18 protein-coding genes are annotated in these 17,282 nt (G+C 72.7%); 2 read left to right on the top strand and 16 right to left on the bottom strand.

Features of this window, described 5'->3' with window-relative positions; all coding sequences use genetic code 11:
• Window positions 1-20 precede the first annotated feature (20 nt).
• From HPT28_RS22020 to HPT28_RS22005, 4 genes are all read right to left on the bottom strand, one after another.
• A complete protein-coding gene (locus HPT28_RS22020; RefSeq protein ID WP_219092926.1) occupies window positions 21-992 on the bottom strand; it encodes an aldo/keto reductase in 972 nt (323 codons plus the stop codon).
• 64 nt (window positions 993-1,056) lie between these two features.
• Window positions 1,057-2,502 carry an argininosuccinate lyase gene (argH, locus tag HPT28_RS22015; protein WP_219092925.1) on the bottom strand — a complete coding sequence of 482 codons (1,446 nt, stop codon included), beginning with the start codon at window positions 2,500-2,502 and terminating at the stop codon, window positions 1,057-1,059.
• A gap of 103 nt (window positions 2,503-2,605) precedes the next feature.
• Complete coding sequence (locus tag HPT28_RS22010; RefSeq protein ID WP_219092924.1) at window positions 2,606-3,802, bottom strand: argininosuccinate synthase; 1,197 nt, start codon at window positions 3,800-3,802, stop codon at window positions 2,606-2,608.
• A gap of 85 nt (window positions 3,803-3,887) precedes the next feature.
• Entirely contained in the window at window positions 3,888-4,262 is a 375-nt protein-coding gene (locus HPT28_RS22005; RefSeq protein WP_374226998.1) for a DUF488 domain-containing protein, read from the bottom strand.
• 53 nt (window positions 4,263-4,315) lie between these two features.
• Here HPT28_RS22005 and HPT28_RS22000 point away from each other — a divergent pair, with 53 nt between their 5' ends.
• Window positions 4,316-4,909: a pyridoxamine 5'-phosphate oxidase family protein gene (locus tag HPT28_RS22000; RefSeq protein ID WP_219092922.1), complete on the top strand. Its 594-nt coding sequence runs from the start codon at window positions 4,316-4,318 to the stop codon at window positions 4,907-4,909.
• A gap of 3 nt (window positions 4,910-4,912) precedes the next feature.
• On the opposite strand, the gene HPT28_RS21995 is transcribed toward HPT28_RS22000, so the two are convergent.
• From HPT28_RS21995 to HPT28_RS21940, 12 genes are all read right to left on the bottom strand, one after another.
• Window positions 4,913-5,113 carry a hypothetical protein gene (locus tag HPT28_RS21995; protein WP_306824655.1) on the bottom strand — a complete coding sequence of 67 codons (201 nt, stop codon included), beginning with the start codon at window positions 5,111-5,113 and terminating at the stop codon, window positions 4,913-4,915.
• 122 nt (window positions 5,114-5,235) lie between these two features.
• Window positions 5,236-5,763 (bottom strand): arginine repressor, encoded by a 528-nt coding sequence (locus HPT28_RS21990; protein WP_219092921.1) that lies wholly within the window; start codon window positions 5,761-5,763, stop codon window positions 5,236-5,238.
• A gap of 17 nt (window positions 5,764-5,780) precedes the next feature.
• Window positions 5,781-7,001: an acetylornithine transaminase gene (locus HPT28_RS21985; RefSeq protein ID WP_219092920.1), complete on the bottom strand. Its 1,221-nt coding sequence runs from the start codon at window positions 6,999-7,001 to the stop codon at window positions 5,781-5,783.
• On the bottom strand, window positions 6,998-7,897 hold the full coding sequence (argB, locus tag HPT28_RS21980; RefSeq protein ID WP_219092919.1) for an acetylglutamate kinase: 900 nt from the start codon (window positions 7,895-7,897) through the stop codon (window positions 6,998-7,000). Before argB ends, HPT28_RS21985 begins: the two co-directional genes overlap by 4 nt.
• Window positions 7,898-7,902: 5 nt before the next feature.
• Entirely contained in the window at window positions 7,903-9,054 is a 1,152-nt protein-coding gene (argJ, locus tag HPT28_RS21975) for a bifunctional glutamate N-acetyltransferase/amino-acid acetyltransferase ArgJ (protein ID WP_219092918.1), read from the bottom strand.
• Complete coding sequence (gene argC / locus HPT28_RS21970) at window positions 9,051-10,079, bottom strand: N-acetyl-gamma-glutamyl-phosphate reductase (RefSeq protein ID WP_219092917.1); 1,029 nt, start codon at window positions 10,077-10,079, stop codon at window positions 9,051-9,053. The genes argJ and argC overlap by 4 nt, the downstream gene beginning before the upstream one ends.
• A gap of 78 nt (window positions 10,080-10,157) precedes the next feature.
• Window positions 10,158-10,922 (bottom strand): class I SAM-dependent methyltransferase, encoded by a 765-nt coding sequence (locus HPT28_RS21965; protein WP_219092916.1) that lies wholly within the window; start codon window positions 10,920-10,922, stop codon window positions 10,158-10,160.
• A gap of 553 nt (window positions 10,923-11,475) precedes the next feature.
• Complete coding sequence (locus tag HPT28_RS21960) at window positions 11,476-12,309, bottom strand: alpha/beta fold hydrolase (RefSeq protein WP_219092915.1); 834 nt, start codon at window positions 12,307-12,309, stop codon at window positions 11,476-11,478.
• A gap of 156 nt (window positions 12,310-12,465) precedes the next feature.
• A complete protein-coding gene (locus HPT28_RS21955) occupies window positions 12,466-14,856 on the bottom strand; it encodes an excinuclease ABC subunit UvrA (RefSeq protein WP_219092914.1) in 2,391 nt (796 codons plus the stop codon).
• 291 nt (window positions 14,857-15,147) lie between these two features.
• Complete coding sequence (locus tag HPT28_RS21950) at window positions 15,148-15,564, bottom strand: VOC family protein (RefSeq protein ID WP_219092913.1); 417 nt, start codon at window positions 15,562-15,564, stop codon at window positions 15,148-15,150.
• A 10-nt stretch (window positions 15,565-15,574) separates the two neighbouring features.
• Window positions 15,575-15,994: a helix-turn-helix transcriptional regulator gene (locus HPT28_RS21945; RefSeq protein ID WP_219092912.1), complete on the bottom strand. Its 420-nt coding sequence runs from the start codon at window positions 15,992-15,994 to the stop codon at window positions 15,575-15,577.
• Between the two features lie 38 nt (window positions 15,995-16,032).
• The gene (locus HPT28_RS21940; RefSeq protein ID WP_219092911.1) at window positions 16,033-16,443 is read right to left on the bottom strand and encodes a DUF5997 family protein; all 411 of its coding nucleotides are present in this window, start codon (window positions 16,441-16,443) and stop codon (window positions 16,033-16,035) included.
• 58 nt (window positions 16,444-16,501) lie between these two features.
• On the opposite strand from HPT28_RS21940, the gene HPT28_RS21935 reads away from it, so the two are divergent.
• Window positions 16,502-17,282, top strand: a 781-nt coding sequence (locus tag HPT28_RS21935; protein WP_219092910.1) for a LysR substrate-binding domain-containing protein, incomplete at its 3' end; no start/stop codon positions are given.

The raw sequence follows: 17,282 nt of genomic DNA, 5'->3' as shown, positions 1-17,282 counted from the left end.
GGGGGCAGGGACGCCGGGAATTAGCTCCAGGGCAGTTCGGAGCGCTGCCGCCAGTAGGCCTCGGGCTCCTCGATCAGCTCCTCCAGCTGCGCCTCCTGCTCCGCGTCCAGGTCGACGGCGACCGCGTGCAGGTTGGTGAACAGCTGCTCGGCGGTGGCGGCGCCGGAGAGGACGACGAACGCCCAGGGGCGGCCGAGCACGGCGGCGAGGGCCAGGGCGTCACAGGTGGTACCGGCCTCCTCCGCGACCCGGCGCAGGACCGGCGGCGCGTGCGGCCCGGCCAGCCGCCCGTTGGCCATGGCCTCCTTGACGATCACCGTGAGCCCGGCGTCGTGCGCCTCGACGAGGGCCGGGCCCGCCGACGTCTCCAGCAGGTTGTACGTGGCCTGCACCGAGCGGAACAGCGGCAGCCCGGCGACCTTGACGTCCAGCGCGGCCCGGATCGTCTCGGCCTGCGCGGGCCCGCTGGTCGAGAAGCCCACGGAGACGCCCTCCTCCGCGAGCCGGGCCAGGTGCTCGTGCAGCCGGCGGTCCGTCAGGGCCGGGCTCTCGGGGGTGAGGGAGTGGATCTGGTAGAGGTCCAGATGGTCGCCGAGCAGGGCGCGGGTCTCCGCGCGCTGCGTCTCGTACATGGCGACCGTGTGTTCCTTGACCTCGTGCACGTCGGCCCGGGTGCGCCAGTTGGCGGTGTAGGCGTAGCCCCACTTGCTGCCGATGACCAGGTCCTCGGCCTGCGGGTGGGCGTCCAGCCACTGGCCGAGGAACTCCTCGGCGCGCCCGTAGGAGCGGGCGGCGTCGATGTAGCGCACGCCCTGGGCGTACGCGGCGTCCAGCAGCTGGTGGGTGCGCTCGCGCAGGGCGTCCACGCTGCGCTCGGCCGGGAGGTCCTCGTCCCGGCCGAGGTTCAGGTAGCCGGGGCGGCCGACCGCGGCCAGCCCGAGCCCGATGTGGGCGGTCGGTGTGGTCGCGGTGGCCAGGCGGGCGAACGGCATCGCGGGCTCCCTGCGCGGTCCGGGCGGCGGTCGGGATGACCACCGTACCCACGCCGCGCCGAGCTCACCCCTTGGCGCTCGCCCACTCCCGCTGCTTCACCAGATCGGCCTTCACCTCGGCGAGCTGCGCCGCCACGGCGGACGGCGCGGTGCCACCCCGGCCGCTGCGGGACGCGAGCGCGCCCGGCACGTTGAGCACGCCGCGGACTTCGGGCGTCAGGTGCGGGGAGATCGCGGCGAACTGCTCGTCCGTCAGCTCGTCCAGCTCGACGCCGGTGCGCTCGCACTCCTTGACGCAGGCGCCCGCGACATCGTGCGCGACACGGAACGGCACGCCCTGCCGGACGAGCCACTCGGCGATGTCGGTGGCCAGGGAGAACCCGGCCGGGGCCAGCTCCTCCATCCGCTCCCGGTTGACGGTGAGCGTGGCCATCATGCCGGTGAAGGCGGGCAGCAGCACCTCCAGCTGGTCGCAGGAGTCGAAGACGGGCTCCTTGTCCTCCTGCAGGTCCCGGTTGTAGGCCAGCGGCAGGGCCTTCAGGGTGGCCAGCAGCCCGGTCAGGTTGCCGATCAGCCGGCCGGACTTGCCCCGGGCCAGCTCCGCGATGTCGGGGTTCTTCTTCTGCGGCATGATCGAGGAGCCGGTCGAGAAGGCGTCGTGCAGGGTCACGAAGGAGAACTCCTTCGTGTTCCAGATGATGACCTCCTCGGCGATCCGGGACAGGTCGACGCCGATCATCGCGGTGATGAAGGCGAACTCGGCGACGAAGTCGCGGGAGGCCGTGCCATCGATCGAGTTGGCCGCCGAGCCGTGCTCGAAGCCGAGGTCGGCGGCGACGGCCTGCGGGTCGAGACCGAGCGAGGAGCCGGCCAGCGCGCCGGAGCCGTAGGGGGAGACGGCGGTGCGCTCGTCCCACTGCCGCAGCCGCTCCGCGTTCCGGCCCAGCGCCTGGACGTGCGCCAGCACGTGGTGGGCGAAGAGCACGGGCTGGGCGTGCTGGAGGTGGGTGCGCCCGGGCATCGCGACGTCCGGGTGCGCCTCCGCGAGCCCGGTCAGCGCTTCCTGGAGGTCGGTGAGCAGGCCGCCGATGATCCGGGCGTGGTCCCGCAGGTACATCCGGAAGAGCGTGGCCACCTGGTCGTTGCGGGAGCGCCCGGCGCGCAGCTTGCCGCCCAGGTCGGGCCCGAGCCGCTCCAGCAGGCCGCGCTCGAGGGCGGTGTGCACGTCCTCGTCGGCGACGGTGCCGGTGAAGGAGCCGTCAGCGACGTCGGACTCCAGCCGGTCCAGGCCCGCGAGCATGCGCTCCAGCTCCTCGGCGGTCAGCAGCCCGGCCCGGTTCAGGACGCGGGCGTGGGCGCGGGAGCCGGCGATGTCGTAGGGGGCGAGCCGCCAGTCGAAGTGGACGGACGCGCTGAGCCTGGCCAGTGCCTCGGAGGGGCCGTCGGCGAAGCGCCCGCCCCACAGCCGCACGTCGCCGCCGTCCGCGCCCTGCTCGACTCCGTTGGTCATCCGTTCCGCTCCTCGTCGTCCGTACTCATGCGGGCCGCCGTCCCGCCCGGGGTGGGCGGGACGGCGGCCTCGGTGCTGCTGCCCCGGGAGGGGTGGGCGCAGGTTACTGCGCGAGGTCCCGCTTGGCCGCGATCTTGCTCGACATGCCGAAGAGCTCGATGAAGCCCTTGGACAGGGACTGGTCGAAGGTGTCGCCGGTGTCGTAGGTGGCGAGGTTGAAGTCGTACAGGGACGCCTCCGACCGCCGGCCGGTGACGACGGCCCGGCCCCCGTGCAGCGTCATCCGGATGTCACCGCTGACGTGCGCGTTGGCCTCGTCGACGAAGCCGTCCAGCGCCCGCTTGAGCGGCGAGAACCACAGGCCGTCGTAGACCAGCTCGCCCCAGCGCTGCTCGACCTGCCGCTTGTAGCGCGCCAGCTCCCGCTCGACGGTGACGTTCTCCAGCTCCTGGTGGGCGGTGATCAGCGCGATCGCGCCGGGGGCCTCGTAGACCTCCCGCGACTTGATGCCGACCAGCCGGTCCTCGACCATGTCGATCCGGCCGATCCCCTGGGCCCCGGCCCGCTCGTTGAGCTGCTGGATCGCCTGCAGGACGGTGACGGGCTTCCCGTCGACCGCGACCGGCACACCCTCCTTGAAGGTGATGACGACCTCGTCGGCCTCCCGGGCCGCGGCGGGGTTCTCGGTGTACTCGTAGACGTCCTCGATCGGGGCGTTCCAGATGTCCTCGAGGAAGCCGGTCTCGACGGCCCGGCCGAAGACGTTCTGGTCGATGGAGTACGGCGACTTCTTCGTCGTCGCGATCGGGAGGTTCTTCTCCTCGCAGAAGGCGATGGCCTTGTCCCGGGTCATCGCGTAGTCCCGCACGGGGGCGATGCACTTCAGGTCGGGGGCGAGGGAGGAGATGCCGGCCTCGAACCGCACCTGGTCGTTGCCCTTGCCGGTGCAGCCGTGGGCGACCGTCGTGGCGCCGTGCTTGCGGGCCGCGGCCACCAGGTGCTTGACGATGACGGGCCGGGACAATGCCGAGACGAGCGGGTAGCGGTCCATGTAGAGGGCGTTCGCCTTGACGGCCGGGAGGCAGTACTCGTCGGCGAACTCGTCCTTGGCGTCGGCGACCTCCGCCTCGACGGCCCCGCAGGCGAGCGCGCGCTTGCGGATGACGTCCAGATCCTCGCCGCCCTGGCCGACGTCCACGGCGACGGCGATGACCTCGGCCCCGGTCTCCTCCGCGATCCATCCGATGCAGACGGAGGTGTCCAGGCCGCCGGAATAGGCGAGTACGACGCGCTCGGTCACGGGGGTCTCCTAACGATCCATACGGCGACTGGTATAAGTATGCACTCCTCTGCATGGTTCGTCAACGCACCCACGTCACCGCAGGTCAGCTGGGCTCTCGCAGGGCCTCCAGCAGCACCGGGACATGGCTCCGCGCCACGTCCCGGGTGGCCGTCAGCAGCGTCAGCCGGGAGCCGCCGGCCAGCTCCCGCAGCCGCTCGACGGCCTCCCGGCACTCGGGCTCGCGCAGCTCGGCGCGGTAGTCCCGGACGAAGTCCGCATAGCGCTCGGGGTCGTGGCCGTACCGGCGGCGCAGCCCGTCCGAGGGCGCGACGTCCTTCGCCCAGGCGTCCAGGGCCGCCGCCTGACGGGACAGGCCGCGCGGCCACAGGCGGTCGACCAGCACGCGCTTGCCGTCGTCCGCCCCGGGCGTCTCGTACACCCGCCGCACCCGCACCTCAACCGTCCCCATGACCGCCATCGTGCGCCACCGCGCCGGTCCGCGCACGCGCGCGGGGTGGCATGGTGATCACCATGGGAAAGAGCCATGAACACATCGACGGCCGACTGCGCACCTTCATCGAGGAGCAGCCCGTCTTCTTCACCGCCACCGCCCCGCTGTCCGGCGACGGCACGATCAACCTGTCACCGAAGGGCCTGCGCGGCTCGCTCGCCGTCCTGGACGAACACACCCTCGCCTACCTGGACTTCGCCGGCAGCAACGCCGAGACCATCGCCCACCTGCGGGAGAACGGCCGCGTCACGCTGATGTGGTGCGCGTTCTCCGGGCCGCCGAACATCGTGCGCGTGCACGGCCGCGGCGAGCCCGTCTTCCGCGACGACCCGCGCTTCCCGGAGCTGCTGACCCACTTCCCGGACATCGACGGCACGCGGCACGGGCTGCGGGCCGTCATCGTCGTCACGGCCGAGCAGATACGCGACACCTGCGGATACGCCGTGCCGTTCATGACCTACGACGAGGACCGCCCGCTGCACGCCTCCCGGTTCGAGCGGGAGACGCAGGAGAGCCTGGACGCCTACTTCCACAAGAAGCCGGACGTCGCCACGAGCATGGACGGGCTGCCCGGGCTCCCGCTGCCCCTGCCGCCGATGCCGCCCCCGGCGTAGCACTCAGGGCACCGTCGCCACCGCGGTGATCTCGACGAGCCGGCCGGGGTAGCCCAGGCGGGAGATCCCGAGCAGGGTCAGGCGTGCGGCCCGACGGACAGCCCGGAGGCCCGTACCTCGTCCCAGACGGCGCACAGGTCGACGGCGGCGTGCGCGCAACCGGGCGGCGGGGAAGAGGGCGGGGATGGTGTGGCGACGCGGCATGGGACGCACTCCTCGGCGTGGGCATCGGCGGGACGACGACCCGGTCATCGACCGCCGCCCGCCCGGCGTCACCCGGATTCCCGCCCGCCCGGAGCACCAGCCCAGCCCGGCGGCCCGCGCGCTCAGCGGTGGCGCTCGGCCAGGTTCAGCAGGTGGTCGGCGAGCGCCTGCCCGCCGTCCGGAGCCCGGCTGATGAGCAGCAGCGTGTCGTCACCGGCGATCGTGCCGATGATCTCGTGCACCCCCGCCTGGTCGATGGCCGACGCCAGGAACTGGGCCGCGCCCGGCGGGGTGCGCAGGACGACGAGGTTGGCCGAGGCCTCCGCGGAGATCATCAGCTCCCCCGCCAGCCGGGCCATGCGGCCCTCGGTGGCGGACTCCCCCAGCGGCGCGCGCGGCGTGCGGTCGCCGCCCTCACCGGGAACGGCGTAGATCAGCTCCCCTCCGGTGTTGCGGATCTTCACCGCCCCCAGCTCGTCCAGGTCGCGGGAGAGCGTGGCCTGGGTGACGGACAGCCCGTCGTCGGCGAGCAGCTTGGCCAGCTGGCTCTGGGAGCGCACGGGCTGCCGACCGAGGATGTCCACGATCCGGCGGTGCCGCGCCGTGCGCGTCTGCGGCACGGCCTGTCCGCCTGGGTGCTCCTCGGTCATCGTCGTCACTCTCCGGCTCATCGGGCGGTATGGGCTGGGCGCGCGGGATCGACCGCGTCGAGGACGCCGGGAAGCGCCCGCACCAGAGCGTCCGCTTCGCCTTCCGAGATGACCAGCGGAGGCGCCAGTCGGATGACGTCCGGAGCGACCGCGTTCACCAGGAATCCCGCGTCCTGAGCCGACTGCTGCACCTGGGCGGCGACGGGCTCGGTGAGCACGATACCCAGCAGCAGTCCGGCGCCGCGGACCCGGTCGATCAACGGGTGCCCCAACGCCCAGACGCCCTCCCGGAGTCGGGCACCCACTCGCCCCACGTGGTCGAGCAGCCCGTCGGCCGCGAGGGTGTCCAGCACCGCGAGTCCGGCCGCGCACGCCACGGGGTTGCCGCCGAACGTCGAGCCGTGCTGACCGGGCGTCAGCAACCCGGCGGCGTCGCCGAAGGCGAGTGTCGCCCCGATGGGCATGCCCGCGCCGAGCCCCTTCGCCAGCGTGATGACGTCCGGCTCGACGCCCTGGGCCTGGCACTCGAACCAGTGCCCGGTGCGGCCGATGCCGGTCTGGATCTCGTCGACGACGAGCAGCGTGCCGGTCGCGCGGGTGATCTCCCGGGCGGCGGCGAGGTAACCGTCCGGCGGGACGACGACGCCGTTCTCGCCCTGGACCGGCTCCACCACGAACAGCGCCGTCTCCTCGGTGACGGCGGCCCGCAGCGCCTCCACGTCGCCGTAGGGCACGTGCGTGACGTCGCCGGGCAGCGGGCGGAACGGGTCCTGCTTCTTCGGCTGGCCGGTCAGGGCGAGGGCGCCCATCGTCCGGCCGTGGAAGCCGCCCTCCGTGGCGACCATGTGCGTGCGCCCGGTGCGCCGCCCGAGCTTGATGGCCGCCTCCACGGCCTCGGCGCCGGAGTTGGAGAAGTACACCGCCCCAGGCCGCCCCGCCAGCTCCAGCAGCCGCTCGGCCAGGGCGACCGGAGGCTCGGAGATGAACAGGTTCGAGACGTGGCCGAGCGTGGCGATCTGGTCGGAGACGGCCCGCACCACGGCCGGGTGGCCGGTGCCGAGCGAGGTCACCGCGATGCCGCCGATGAAGTCCAGGTACTCCTTGCCGTCGGCGTCCCACAGCCGGGCGCCCTCGCCGTGGGTGAGCGGCACGCGCGGAGTGCCGTAGTTGTCCATGAGCGCGCTCTGCCAGCGCCGGGTGAGGGCGGCGTTGCCGTGGGCGGGCGCTTCGGTCGTCATGTCGGTTCCCCCTCGTCCGGCACCACCATGGTGCCGATTCCCTCGTCGGTGAAGATCTCCAGCAGGATGGCGTGCTGGACCCGGCCGTCGATCACACGCGCGGTCCGCACCCCGCCGCGCACCGCGTGCAGGCAGCCCTCCATCTTGGGCACCATGCCGCTGGCCAGCCCCGGCAGCAGCTTCTCCAGCTCGCTGACGGTGAGCTTGCTGATGACGTCGTCGCTGTGGGGCCAGTCCGCGTACAGGCCCTCGACATCGGTGAGCACCATGAGCGTCTCGGCTCCCAGGGCCGCGGCGAGCGCGGCGGCGGCCGTGTCGGCGTTGACGTTGTACACGTGATCGTCGTCCGCGCTGCGGGCCACGGACGAGATCACCGGGATGCGGCCGTCGTCCAGCAGCGCCCGGACGGCGCCGGGCTCGACCGCCGTCACGTCCCCGACCCGGCCGATGTCCACCCGCTCCCCGTCCACGTCGGCCCAGCGCTTGGTCGCCGTCATCAGGTGCGCGTCCTCGCCGGTCATGCCGACGGCCAGCGGCCCGTGCCGGTTCAGCAGACCGACCAGCTCGCGCTGCACCTGCCCGGCCAGCACCATGCGGACGACGTCCATGGTCTCGGGCGTCGTCACCCGCAGCCCGGCGGTGAACTCGGAGGCGAGGCCCAGCTTGTCGAGCTGGGCGCTGATCTGCGGGCCGCCGCCGTGGACGACGACGGGACGCAGCCCCGCGTGCCGCAGGAAGACGACGTCCTGCGCGAACGCGGCCTTCAGCTCCTCGTCCACCATGGCGTTGCCGCCGAACTTGATGACGACGGTCTTGCCGTGGTGCCGGGTGAGCCAGGGCAGCGCCTCGATGAGCGTGCGGGCTTTGGGCAGGGCGGTGTGCTTGCGCGTGCTCATGACCCTCATGACGAATAGGCGCTGTTCTCGTGGACGTAGTCGGCGGTGAGGTCGTTGGTCCAGATGACGGCGGCGTGCGGGCCCGCGGCCAGGTCGGCGGTGATGCGGACCTCCCGGTAGCGCATGTCCACCAGCTCGCGGTCCTCGCCGACCGAGCCGTTCTTGCACACCCACACGCCGTTGATCGCGACGTTCAGCTGGTCCGGCTCGAAGGTGGCGTCGGTGGTGCCGATCGCGGACAGCACCCGGCCCCAGTTCGGGTCCTCACCGTGGACGGCGCACTTGAGCAGGTTGTTCCGGGCGATCGTGCGGCCGACGTCGACGGCCTCGTCCTCGCTGGCCGCGTTCACCACCTCGATCCGGATGTCCTTCGAGGCGCCCTCGGCGTCCCGGATGAGCTGCTGCCCCAGGTCGTCGCAGACGGCCCGTACGGCCTCGGCGAACTCGGCGGCCTCGGGCGTCACCCCGGAGGCGCCGGAGGCGAGCAGCAGCACGGTGTCGTTCGTGGACATGCAGCCGTCGGAGTCCACCCGGTCGAATGTCGTGCGGGTGGCGGCGCGCAGGGCCGTGTCCAGCCCGGTGGCCGGGACGTCGGCGTCGGTGGTGAGGACGACGAGCATCGTGGCCAGCCCGGGGGCGAGCATGCCCGCGCCCTTGGCCATCCCGCCGACCGTCCAGCCCGGGCCCTCGGCGACGGCCGTCTTGTGCACGGTGTCGGTCGTCTTGATGGCGATGGCCGCCTTCTCCCCGCCGTGCGCCGACAGCGCGTCCGCCGCCGTCCCGAGGCCGGGCAGCAGCTTGTCCATCGGCAGCCGGATGCCGATGAGCCCGGTGGAGGCGACGGCGACCTCGGCCGCGTTCAGCCCCAGCACCTCGGCCGCCTTCTCGGCGGTGGCGTGGGTGTCCTGGAAGCCGAGCGGACCGGTGCAGGCGTTGGCGCCCCCGGAGTTGAGGACGACGGCCGAGACCTGCCCGCCGCTGAGCACCTGCTCCGACCACAGCACCGGAGCGGCCTTGACGCGGTTGCTGGTGAACACGCCCGCCGCCGCCAGCCGCGGCCCGGTGTTGACGACGAGCGCCAGGTCCGGGTCACCGCTCTCCTTGATCCCGGCGGCGATGCCCGACGCCGTGAACCCCTTGGCGGCTGTCACGCTCATGGTGCGACTCCGTTCGTGGTCAGTCCCAGGTCCTCGGGCAGGCCGAGGGCGATGTTCATGCTCTGCACCGCGCCGCCCGCGGTGCCCTTCGTGAGGTTGTCGATGGCGCTGACGACGACGACCCGCCCGGCGGCCTCGTCCAGCGCGACCTGGAGCAGCGCGGCGTTCGAGCCCTGCACGTGCGCGGTCGAGGGCCACTGCCCCGCGGGGAGCAGCCGGACGAAGGGCTCGTCAGCGAGGGCCTTGGCGTACGTCTCGCGCAGCGACTCCGCCGTGACGCCGGGCCGGGCCTTGGCCGAGCAGGTGGCGAGGATGCCGCGCGACATCGGCGCGAGCGTCGGCGTGAAGGACACCGAGACCGGCTCCCCCGCCGCGGCGGAGAGGTTCTGCACCATCTCGGGTGTGTGCCGGTGGACCCCGCCCACGCCGTAGGGGCTCATGGCCCCCATCACCTCACTGCCGAGCAGATGCGGCTTGAGGGCCTTCCCGGCCCCGGAGGTACCCGTGGCGGCGACGACGACGGCCTCCGGCTCGACGAGCCCGGCGGCGTAGGCCGGGAACAGGGCGAGGCTGACCGCGGTCGGATAGCAGCCGGCGACGGCCACCCGCCGGGTGCCGCGCAGCCGCTCCCGGCCCCCCGGCAGCTCGGGCAGGCCGTAGGGCCAGGTCCCGGCGTGCGGGGTGCCGTAGAACGCGTCCCAGGCGGCGCTGTCGGCGAGCCGGAAGTCGGCCCCGCAGTCGACGATCAGCGTGTCCTCGCCGAGCTGCTCCGCCACGGCCGCCGACTCCCCGTGCGGCAGGGCGAGGAACACCACGTCATGCCCGGCCAGCGCCTCCGCGGTGGTGGGCTCCAGCCGCCGCCCGGCCAGCGCCGCGAGCTGCGGCTGCAGCTCGCCGAGCGCCCGCCCGGCGTTGGAGTTCCCGGTCAGGGCCCCGATGCGCACCTCGGGGTGCTGGATCAGCAGGCGCAGGATCTCGCCGCCCGCGTACCCGCTCGCCCCCGCCACTGCCGCGCTTACCGCCATCGTTCCTCCTCCTCGATGGCATGACTATACGAAGCAGCACAGTTTTATGCAATGCACATGCGAGCCGAGGCGGATGGCTCACGCACACTCCGGCTTGCGAGCCTCGAAGAGGGTCCGGGAGGAATGGGCGACGAAGGGGCCCTCCGCCTCGACCTTGTCGTGCAGCTCGCGGAGGCGGCCGCGGTACTGCTCGACAGTGAAACCGGGCACCGTCCAGATCACCTTGCGGAGGAAGTAGATCACGGCGCCGACGTCGAAGAACTCCATCCTCAGCCGTTCCGTGCGCACGTCGACGATCTCCAGGCCGACGGCCTTCGCCGCCGCGGTCTCGTCGTCAGGATGCCGCTTCCGGCGCGCCTCGGGCTGCGGGCCCAAGAAGTACTCCACCAGCTCCCACACGCTGGCAGGCCCGACGTGCTGGGCGAAGTACGTCCCGCCCGGTCGCAGCACTCGCGCTACCTCGGGCCACCACACCGTCGCCGGATGCCGACTGGTCACCAGGTCGAACGCTTCGTCGGCGAACGGCAGGGGCGGCTCGTCCGGGTCGGCGACGACCACGGCCCCGCGCGGGTGCAGCAGCCTGGTCGCCCTGGCGACGTTCGGCGGCCAGGACTCCGTCGCGGCCATCGTGGGCGGCAGCCTCTCCGCCCCCGCCAGGACTTCGCCGCCACCGGTCTGGACATCGAGCGCCGCCGAGACCGCAGCGAGCCGCCGGCTCATCGCCCGCTGGTAGCCCCACGACGGGCGTTCCTCGGTCGCCCGGCCATTCAGCCAGGAGAAGTCCCAGCCTTCCACGGAAGCCGACTCGGCTTCGGCGACGAGGGATTCGAACGTTCGCGGCATCCTCACATCATCAGGCCCCGGCCCACCCGAACGCACACGGTATTGCGCTGTGGGCGCCGGCGGATGGTGGCCGGAACACCGCACGCGGCGCTCAGTCGGCGACGGTCCGGACGTCCTCGCGGCGGTACGTACGATCGCCACGTGGCGCTGCGCCCCGTTCACGTGATCATGCAGGCTCTCGATGCACCGACGGTCGGCGGGTTCTGGGCGCAGGCGCTCGGCCGGAGTGCGTACAGCCCCGGCGTGACCACCTACGTCGGGCCACCCACCGATCACCCGCGTGAACAACCCTGCGGGTCAATACACCTAGGACGTTCCCGCCCGCGTGTACAGCAGAGACGCGTCGTCTCGCTCCAGCACACAGGTGGCCGAGACGGTCTGCCCGTCCCACACCGGCGTTGGCCGCGGAGGACGCCCCCGTCGGGTTCCGCGGCCGGCGGGGCGAGTGGACACCGGGAGGAGCGGGAGATCCGGCTCGGCCGTGTGGGCGCACCGCGTGCCCGCCGGGTTGGGACCAGCGGCGCGCCCCGCGCGGGGCGCGCCGCTGGCGGGTTCAGCCTTCGCGCAGCACGGCGCGCAGGCGGGTGGCGAAGGTTTCGGGGGTCTCGGTGAAGCCGGTGTGGCCGCCGGGGAACGTCGTGACCTCGGTGCCGAGCGCCTGGGCGAGAGCCTGGGACGTCCGGTCGCACAGCTGGCCGGCGGAGTCGGCGCCGACGCCCACGAGGACGCGGGTGGGCGCGGCCCGCAGGGCGGCCGGGTCGGGCTGCCAGAAGGTGGAGAAGCGCATCTCGTGGGCGAACCAGCGGCCCTCGTCCGCCACCTGCCGCGGGTCGCGCTCGCCGCCGAACATCTCCTCGACCACCGGCTCGGGGATCTCGATCCCGGCCTGGGCGAAGAACTTCTGCCAGGCCGGGATCACGTCACCGGCGAGGTAGGTGGCGATGAGGTCCTCCGTCCCCGCGCGCAGCCGGTCTCGGTCCTCCAGCAGCTCGATCAGCGGGGCCTCGTGGGCGATGAGGGTGCTCACCTGGTCGGGGTGGTCCTGGACGAGGGCCAGCGCGCTGACCGCGCCGCCGCTGGAGCCGAGGACGATGGCCGGGCCCGCGTCGAGGTGGGCGATGAGCCGGGACAGGTCGTCGGCGCGCAGTTCCGGTGTCGAGTCCTGCTCGGGGTCGTCGAGCCGGCTGCGGTTGATGCCGCGCGGGTCGGTGGTGAGCACGGTGTGGTCGGTGGCGAGGAGTTCGGCCAGCGGGGCGAAGGCGGCGGCGTCCATCGGGGCGCCGACCAGCACGACGAGCGGGCCCTCGCCGCGCACCTCGTAGTGCAGTCGGGCACCGGGGACGGTGAGGGAGGCGGTGGTGGCGGTGTCGGTCGCGTGCGTGGTCATGCGTGCTCCGGATGAGGTCGTGATGGTTCGGTTCCTCGTATGGACGTCCCGGGAGGTGAGAACTCATCGCCCTTTCGGAAATTGTCGACGCGCCACGGCTCCCGCGGCCCGGTGGCGGCCCGAACACCGGGGACCGCCGCCGGGCCGCGGGGGCGTTCAGGCGCCGACGTAGGCCGCGAGGTGCTCGCCGGTGACCGTGGAGCGGTCGGCGACGAGCTCGGCGGGCGTGCCCTCGAAGACGATCCGGCCGCCGTCGTGACCGGCGCCGGGGCCGAGGTCGATGATCCAGTCGGCGTGGGCCATGACCGCCTGGTGGTGCTCGACGACGATGACCGACTTGCCGGAGTCGACGAGCCGGTCGAGCAGACCGAGGAGCTGTTCGACGTCGGCGAGGTGGAGCCCGGAGGTCGGCTCGTCGAGGACGTACACGCCGCCCCGGTCCGCCATGTGGGTGGCCAGCTTGAGCCGCTGCCGCTCGCCGCCGGACAGCGCGGTGAGCGGCTGGCCGAGGGTGAGGTAGCCGAGGCCGACGTCGGAGAGCCGGACGAGGATCTTGTGCGCCGCGGGGGTGCGGGCCTCCCCGGTGCCGAAGAACTCCTCGGCCTCGGCCACCGACATCGCGAGCACCTCGCTGATGTCCCGGCCGCCGAGGTGGTGGTCGAGCACGGAGGCCTCGAACCGCTTGCCCTCGCACTCCTCGCAAGGGGTGGCGACCCCGGCCATCATCGCCAGGTCCGTGTAGACGACGCCGGCACCCTTGCAGGTGGGGCAGGCGCCCTCCGAGTTGGCGCTGAACAGCGCGGGCTTCACGCCGTTGGCCTTGGCGAACGCCTTGCGGATCGGGTCGAGCAGCCCGGTGTACGTCGCGGGGTTGCTGCGCCGCGAGCCGCGGATCGGGCTCTGGTCGACGGACACCACGCCCTCGTCCGCGGGGATCGAGCCGTGCACGAGCGAGCTCTTGCCGGAGCCCGCGACACCGGTGACGACGGTGAGCACCCCGAGCGGGAGGTCGACGTCGACGTCCCGCAGGTTGTGCGTCGCCGCGCCGCGGATCGGCAGGGTGCCGGTGGGCTTGCGCACCGTCTCCTTGACCGTGGCCCGGTCGTCGAGGTGGCGGCCGGTGAGGGTGCCGCCCTTGCGCAGCCCCTCGACGGTGCCCTCGAAGCAGACGGTGCCGCCCCCCGTGCCGGCGCCCGGGCCGAGGTCGACGACGTGGTCGGCGATCGCGATCATCTCCGGCTTGTGCTCCACGACGAGCACCGTGTTGCCCTTGTCCCGCAGGCGCAGCAGCAGGTTGTTCATGCGCTGGATGTCGTGGGGGTGCAGGCCCATGCTGGGCTCGTCGAACACGTAGGTGACGTCGGTGAGCGAGGAGCCGAGGTGGCGGATCATCTTGACCCGCTGCGCCTCGCCGCCCGAGAGCGTGCCGGCGGGCCGGTCGAGCGCGAGGTATCCGAGGCCGATCTCCACGAACGAGTCGAGGGTCCGGCCCAGGGTGTCGAGCAGCGGCGCCGCGGAGGGCTCGTCGAGGGCGCGGACCCACGCGGCCAGGTCCCTGATCTCCATCGCGCAGGCGTCGGCGATGGAGATCCCCGCGATCGTGGAGGACCGGGCGGCCTCGCTGAGCCGGGTGCCGTCGCACGCGGGGCAGGCGGTGAAGGTGACGGCCCGGTCCACGAACTCGCGGATGTGCGGTTGCATCGCCTCCCGGTCCTTCGAGAGGAAGGACTTCTGGATCTTGGGGATGAGGCCCTCGTAAGTGAGGTTGACGCCCTCCACCTTCACCTTGGTCGGCTCCCGGTGGAGGAAGTCGCGCATCTCCCTCTCGGTGAACTTCCGGATCGGCTTGTCCGGGTCGAGGAAGCCCGACTCGGCGTAGACCCGCACGGTCCAGAAGCTGTCCGACTTCCAACCGGGAATGGTGAACGCGCCCTCGGCGAGCGACTTGGAGTCGTCGTAGAGCTGGCTGAGGTCGATATCGGAGACCGTCCCCCGCCCCTCGCACTTCGGGCACATGCCGCCGGTGCGGGTGAAGGTCACCTTCTCGGCCTTCTTGGCGCCCTTGTCGACGGTGATCGCTCCGGCGGCCCTGACCGAGGCGACGTTGAAGGCGAACGCGCTGGGCGGGCCGATGTACGGCTGGCCGAGTCGGCTGAAGAGGATGCGGAGCATGGCGTTGGCGTCCGTCGCGGTGCCGACCGTCGAGCGGGGGTCGCCGCCCATGCGCTGCTGGTCGACGGTGATCGCGGTGGTCAGGCCGTCGAGGACGTCGACCTCGGGCCGCGCCAGCGTCGGCATGAAGCCCTGCACGAAGGCGCTGTAGGTCTCGTTGATCAGCCGCTGCGACTCCGCGGCGATCGTGTCGAACACCAGCGAGCTCTTGCCGGAGCCCGAGACACCGGTGAACACCGTCAGGCGGCGCTTCGGGATCTCGATGCTCACGTCCTTGAGGTTGTTCACCCGCGCGCCGTGCACGCGGATCATTTCGTGACGGTCGGCCATGGGCAGCGCAGGCGACTGCGCGTCCGTCCTCGTGGCCTTGCTCATCCTGTCTCCATCGTGTTCGGGGAGCCGCGGCACGGCCCGCCTCGGGTGCCGCCCGGCGCGGTCAGGCCCCTTCGCGTGCCCGCTCCGACTGGGCACGGCGCGGTCGCGGAGCGGGCTCGGCGGGGGCGAGGTGCGGGCGCGGGGGCGCGGGGGCAGAAGGCTCCTGTCTACCGGACGGCTGCGCCGCCCGAGAAGGGATTTACGCCCAAGTGCCGGTGATACGAGGGCTCTTGGCGCAGCCCGCTCCCGCGTCCCCCGGCCCGGGGCGCCGAAGCGGGCCGTCCGGGCGGGCTACTGCTTGCGGGGCTGGTTGAAGCGGAGCATGTTGCCCGCCGGGTCGCGGAAGGCACAGTCGCGGACGCCGTAGGGCTGGTCCATGGGCTCCTGCAGGACCTCGCCTCCGGCGGCCCGGATGCGCTCGAAGGTGGCGTCGACGTCGTCGGTGGAGAAAATCACGCCGCGCAGCATGCCCTTGGCCAGGAGTTCCGCCATCGCCTGCCGGTCGGCGGCCGGGGCGTTCGGGTCGGCGAGCGGCGGTTCGAGGACGATCTCGACGTCCGGCTGCGCGGGTGAACCGACGGTCACCCAGCGCATGCCCTCGAACCCGACGTCGTTGCGGACCTCCAGGCCGAGGACGTCGCGGTAGAAGGTGAGCGCCTTGTCGTGGTCGTCGACGGCGATGAAGCACTGTGAAAGCTGAACACTCATGGAACCGACGCTACGAGGTGGCGGCGGATCGCGCTTCTCCGTTCCTGACCGGTCTCGTGTGGACCTTGGCGACACACGCCGGGATCGGCGCGCCCGCCTCGTGGTCGCGGGCCCGGTAGGCGCTCGGGCTCTCGCCGACCAGTTCCGTGAAGCGCGAGCTGAAGGAACCGAGGGAGGTACATCCCACCGCGAAGCAGACCTCGGTCACGCTCAGGTCCCCGCGCCGCAGGAGCGCCTTCGCCCGCTCGACACGGCGGGTCATCAGATAGCCGTACGGCGTCTCGCCGTAGGCCGCGCGGAAGCTGCGGGAGAAGTGGCCGGGCGACATGAGGGCGAGCTTCGCCAGCGCCGGAACGTCGAGCGGCTGCGCGTAGTCGCGGTCCATAGCGTCCCGGGCGCGGCGCAGCCGTCTCAGATCCTCCAGGTTCATGCGGCCAGCATCCCACGCGCCGACGGCCCCGGCGGGGTTCAGGAGCGGGGGCGGGCCTCCTCCCGGGCCTCGGCCTTCTCCTCCCGCAGCTTCTTCAGTCGGGCCGCCTCCTGACGGACCTCCGCCTGCGTGGCGCGCTCACGCCGCAGCCACTCGGGCTCCTCGCGCTTCAGCTCCTCGATCTGCTCGGTGGTGAGGGCCTCCGTCACCCCGTTGCGGGCCAGGCCGGAGATGGAGACGCCCAGCTTCGCCGCGACCACGGGCCGGGGGTGCGGGCCGTTGCGCCGCAGCTCGCGGAGCCACTCCGGGGGGTCTGCCTGGAACGCGTTCAACTCGGCCCGCGACACCACGCCCTCCCGGAACTCGGCGGGGGTGGCTGCGAGGTACACACCCAGCTTCTTGGCCGCGGTCGCGGGCTTCATCGTCTGGGAGGTCTGGTGCGAGGTCATGGGTCCAGGGTATCGAGCGGGCGCGGGGTGTCCGGACGCCCACCGGTAGCCTGGCCACGTGACAGCCTCGCCAGCAGCTCCCTCGTTCCGGCTCGCCTACGTTCCCGGCGTGACGCCCGGGAAGTGGGTGCGGATCTGGCAGGAGCGGCTGCCGGACGTCCCCCTGCACCTGCTGTCGGTGCCCGCGGCCGAGGCGGCCGACGCGGTGCGCGGCGGCGCTGCCGACGCGGTGCTGCTGCGGCTGCCGACCGATCGCGCCGGGCTGCACGCGATCCCGCTGTACACGGAGACGACGGTGGTCGTCGTGCCCAAGGACCACGTGGTGGCCGCGGTGGACGAGGTGTCGCTGGCGGAGCTGGCCGATGAGACGATGCTCCACCCGCTGGACGACACCCTCGGCTGGGAGTGTCCGCCGGGGGTGCCCGCACTGGAGCGTCCGGCCACGACGGGCGACGCGGTCGAGCTGGTGGCGGCGGGGATCGGGGTGCTCGTCGTGCCCCAGTCGCTCGCCCGGCTGCACCACCGCCGCGACCTCACCTACCGGCCGGTCCCCGACGCGCCCGCCTCCCGTGTGGCCCTGTCCTGGCCCGAGGAGGAGACGACCGACCTGATGGAGCAGTTCATCGGGATCGTACGGGGCCGCACCGTCAACAGCACACGCGGCCGGCCCCAGACGCCGCCGCAGCCCGAGGGCGGCGGTCGGCCGGGATCGGGCGAGCGCCGGCGGAAGACCGCCGGCGCGACCTCGGCGAAGGGACGCGGTACGGGCCGCGGTGGCTCCACCGCCGGCCGCGGCGGCGCGCGCGGGAGCGGGCGCGGCCGACCGCGACGCCGCTCGT

The sequence above is a fragment of the Streptomyces sp. JJ38 genome, from assembly GCF_019303475.1.
In the GTDB taxonomy this organism is placed as follows: domain Bacteria; phylum Actinomycetota; class Actinomycetes; order Streptomycetales; family Streptomycetaceae; genus Streptomyces.
This window is presented reverse-complemented; position numbering and strand designations above follow the sequence as displayed.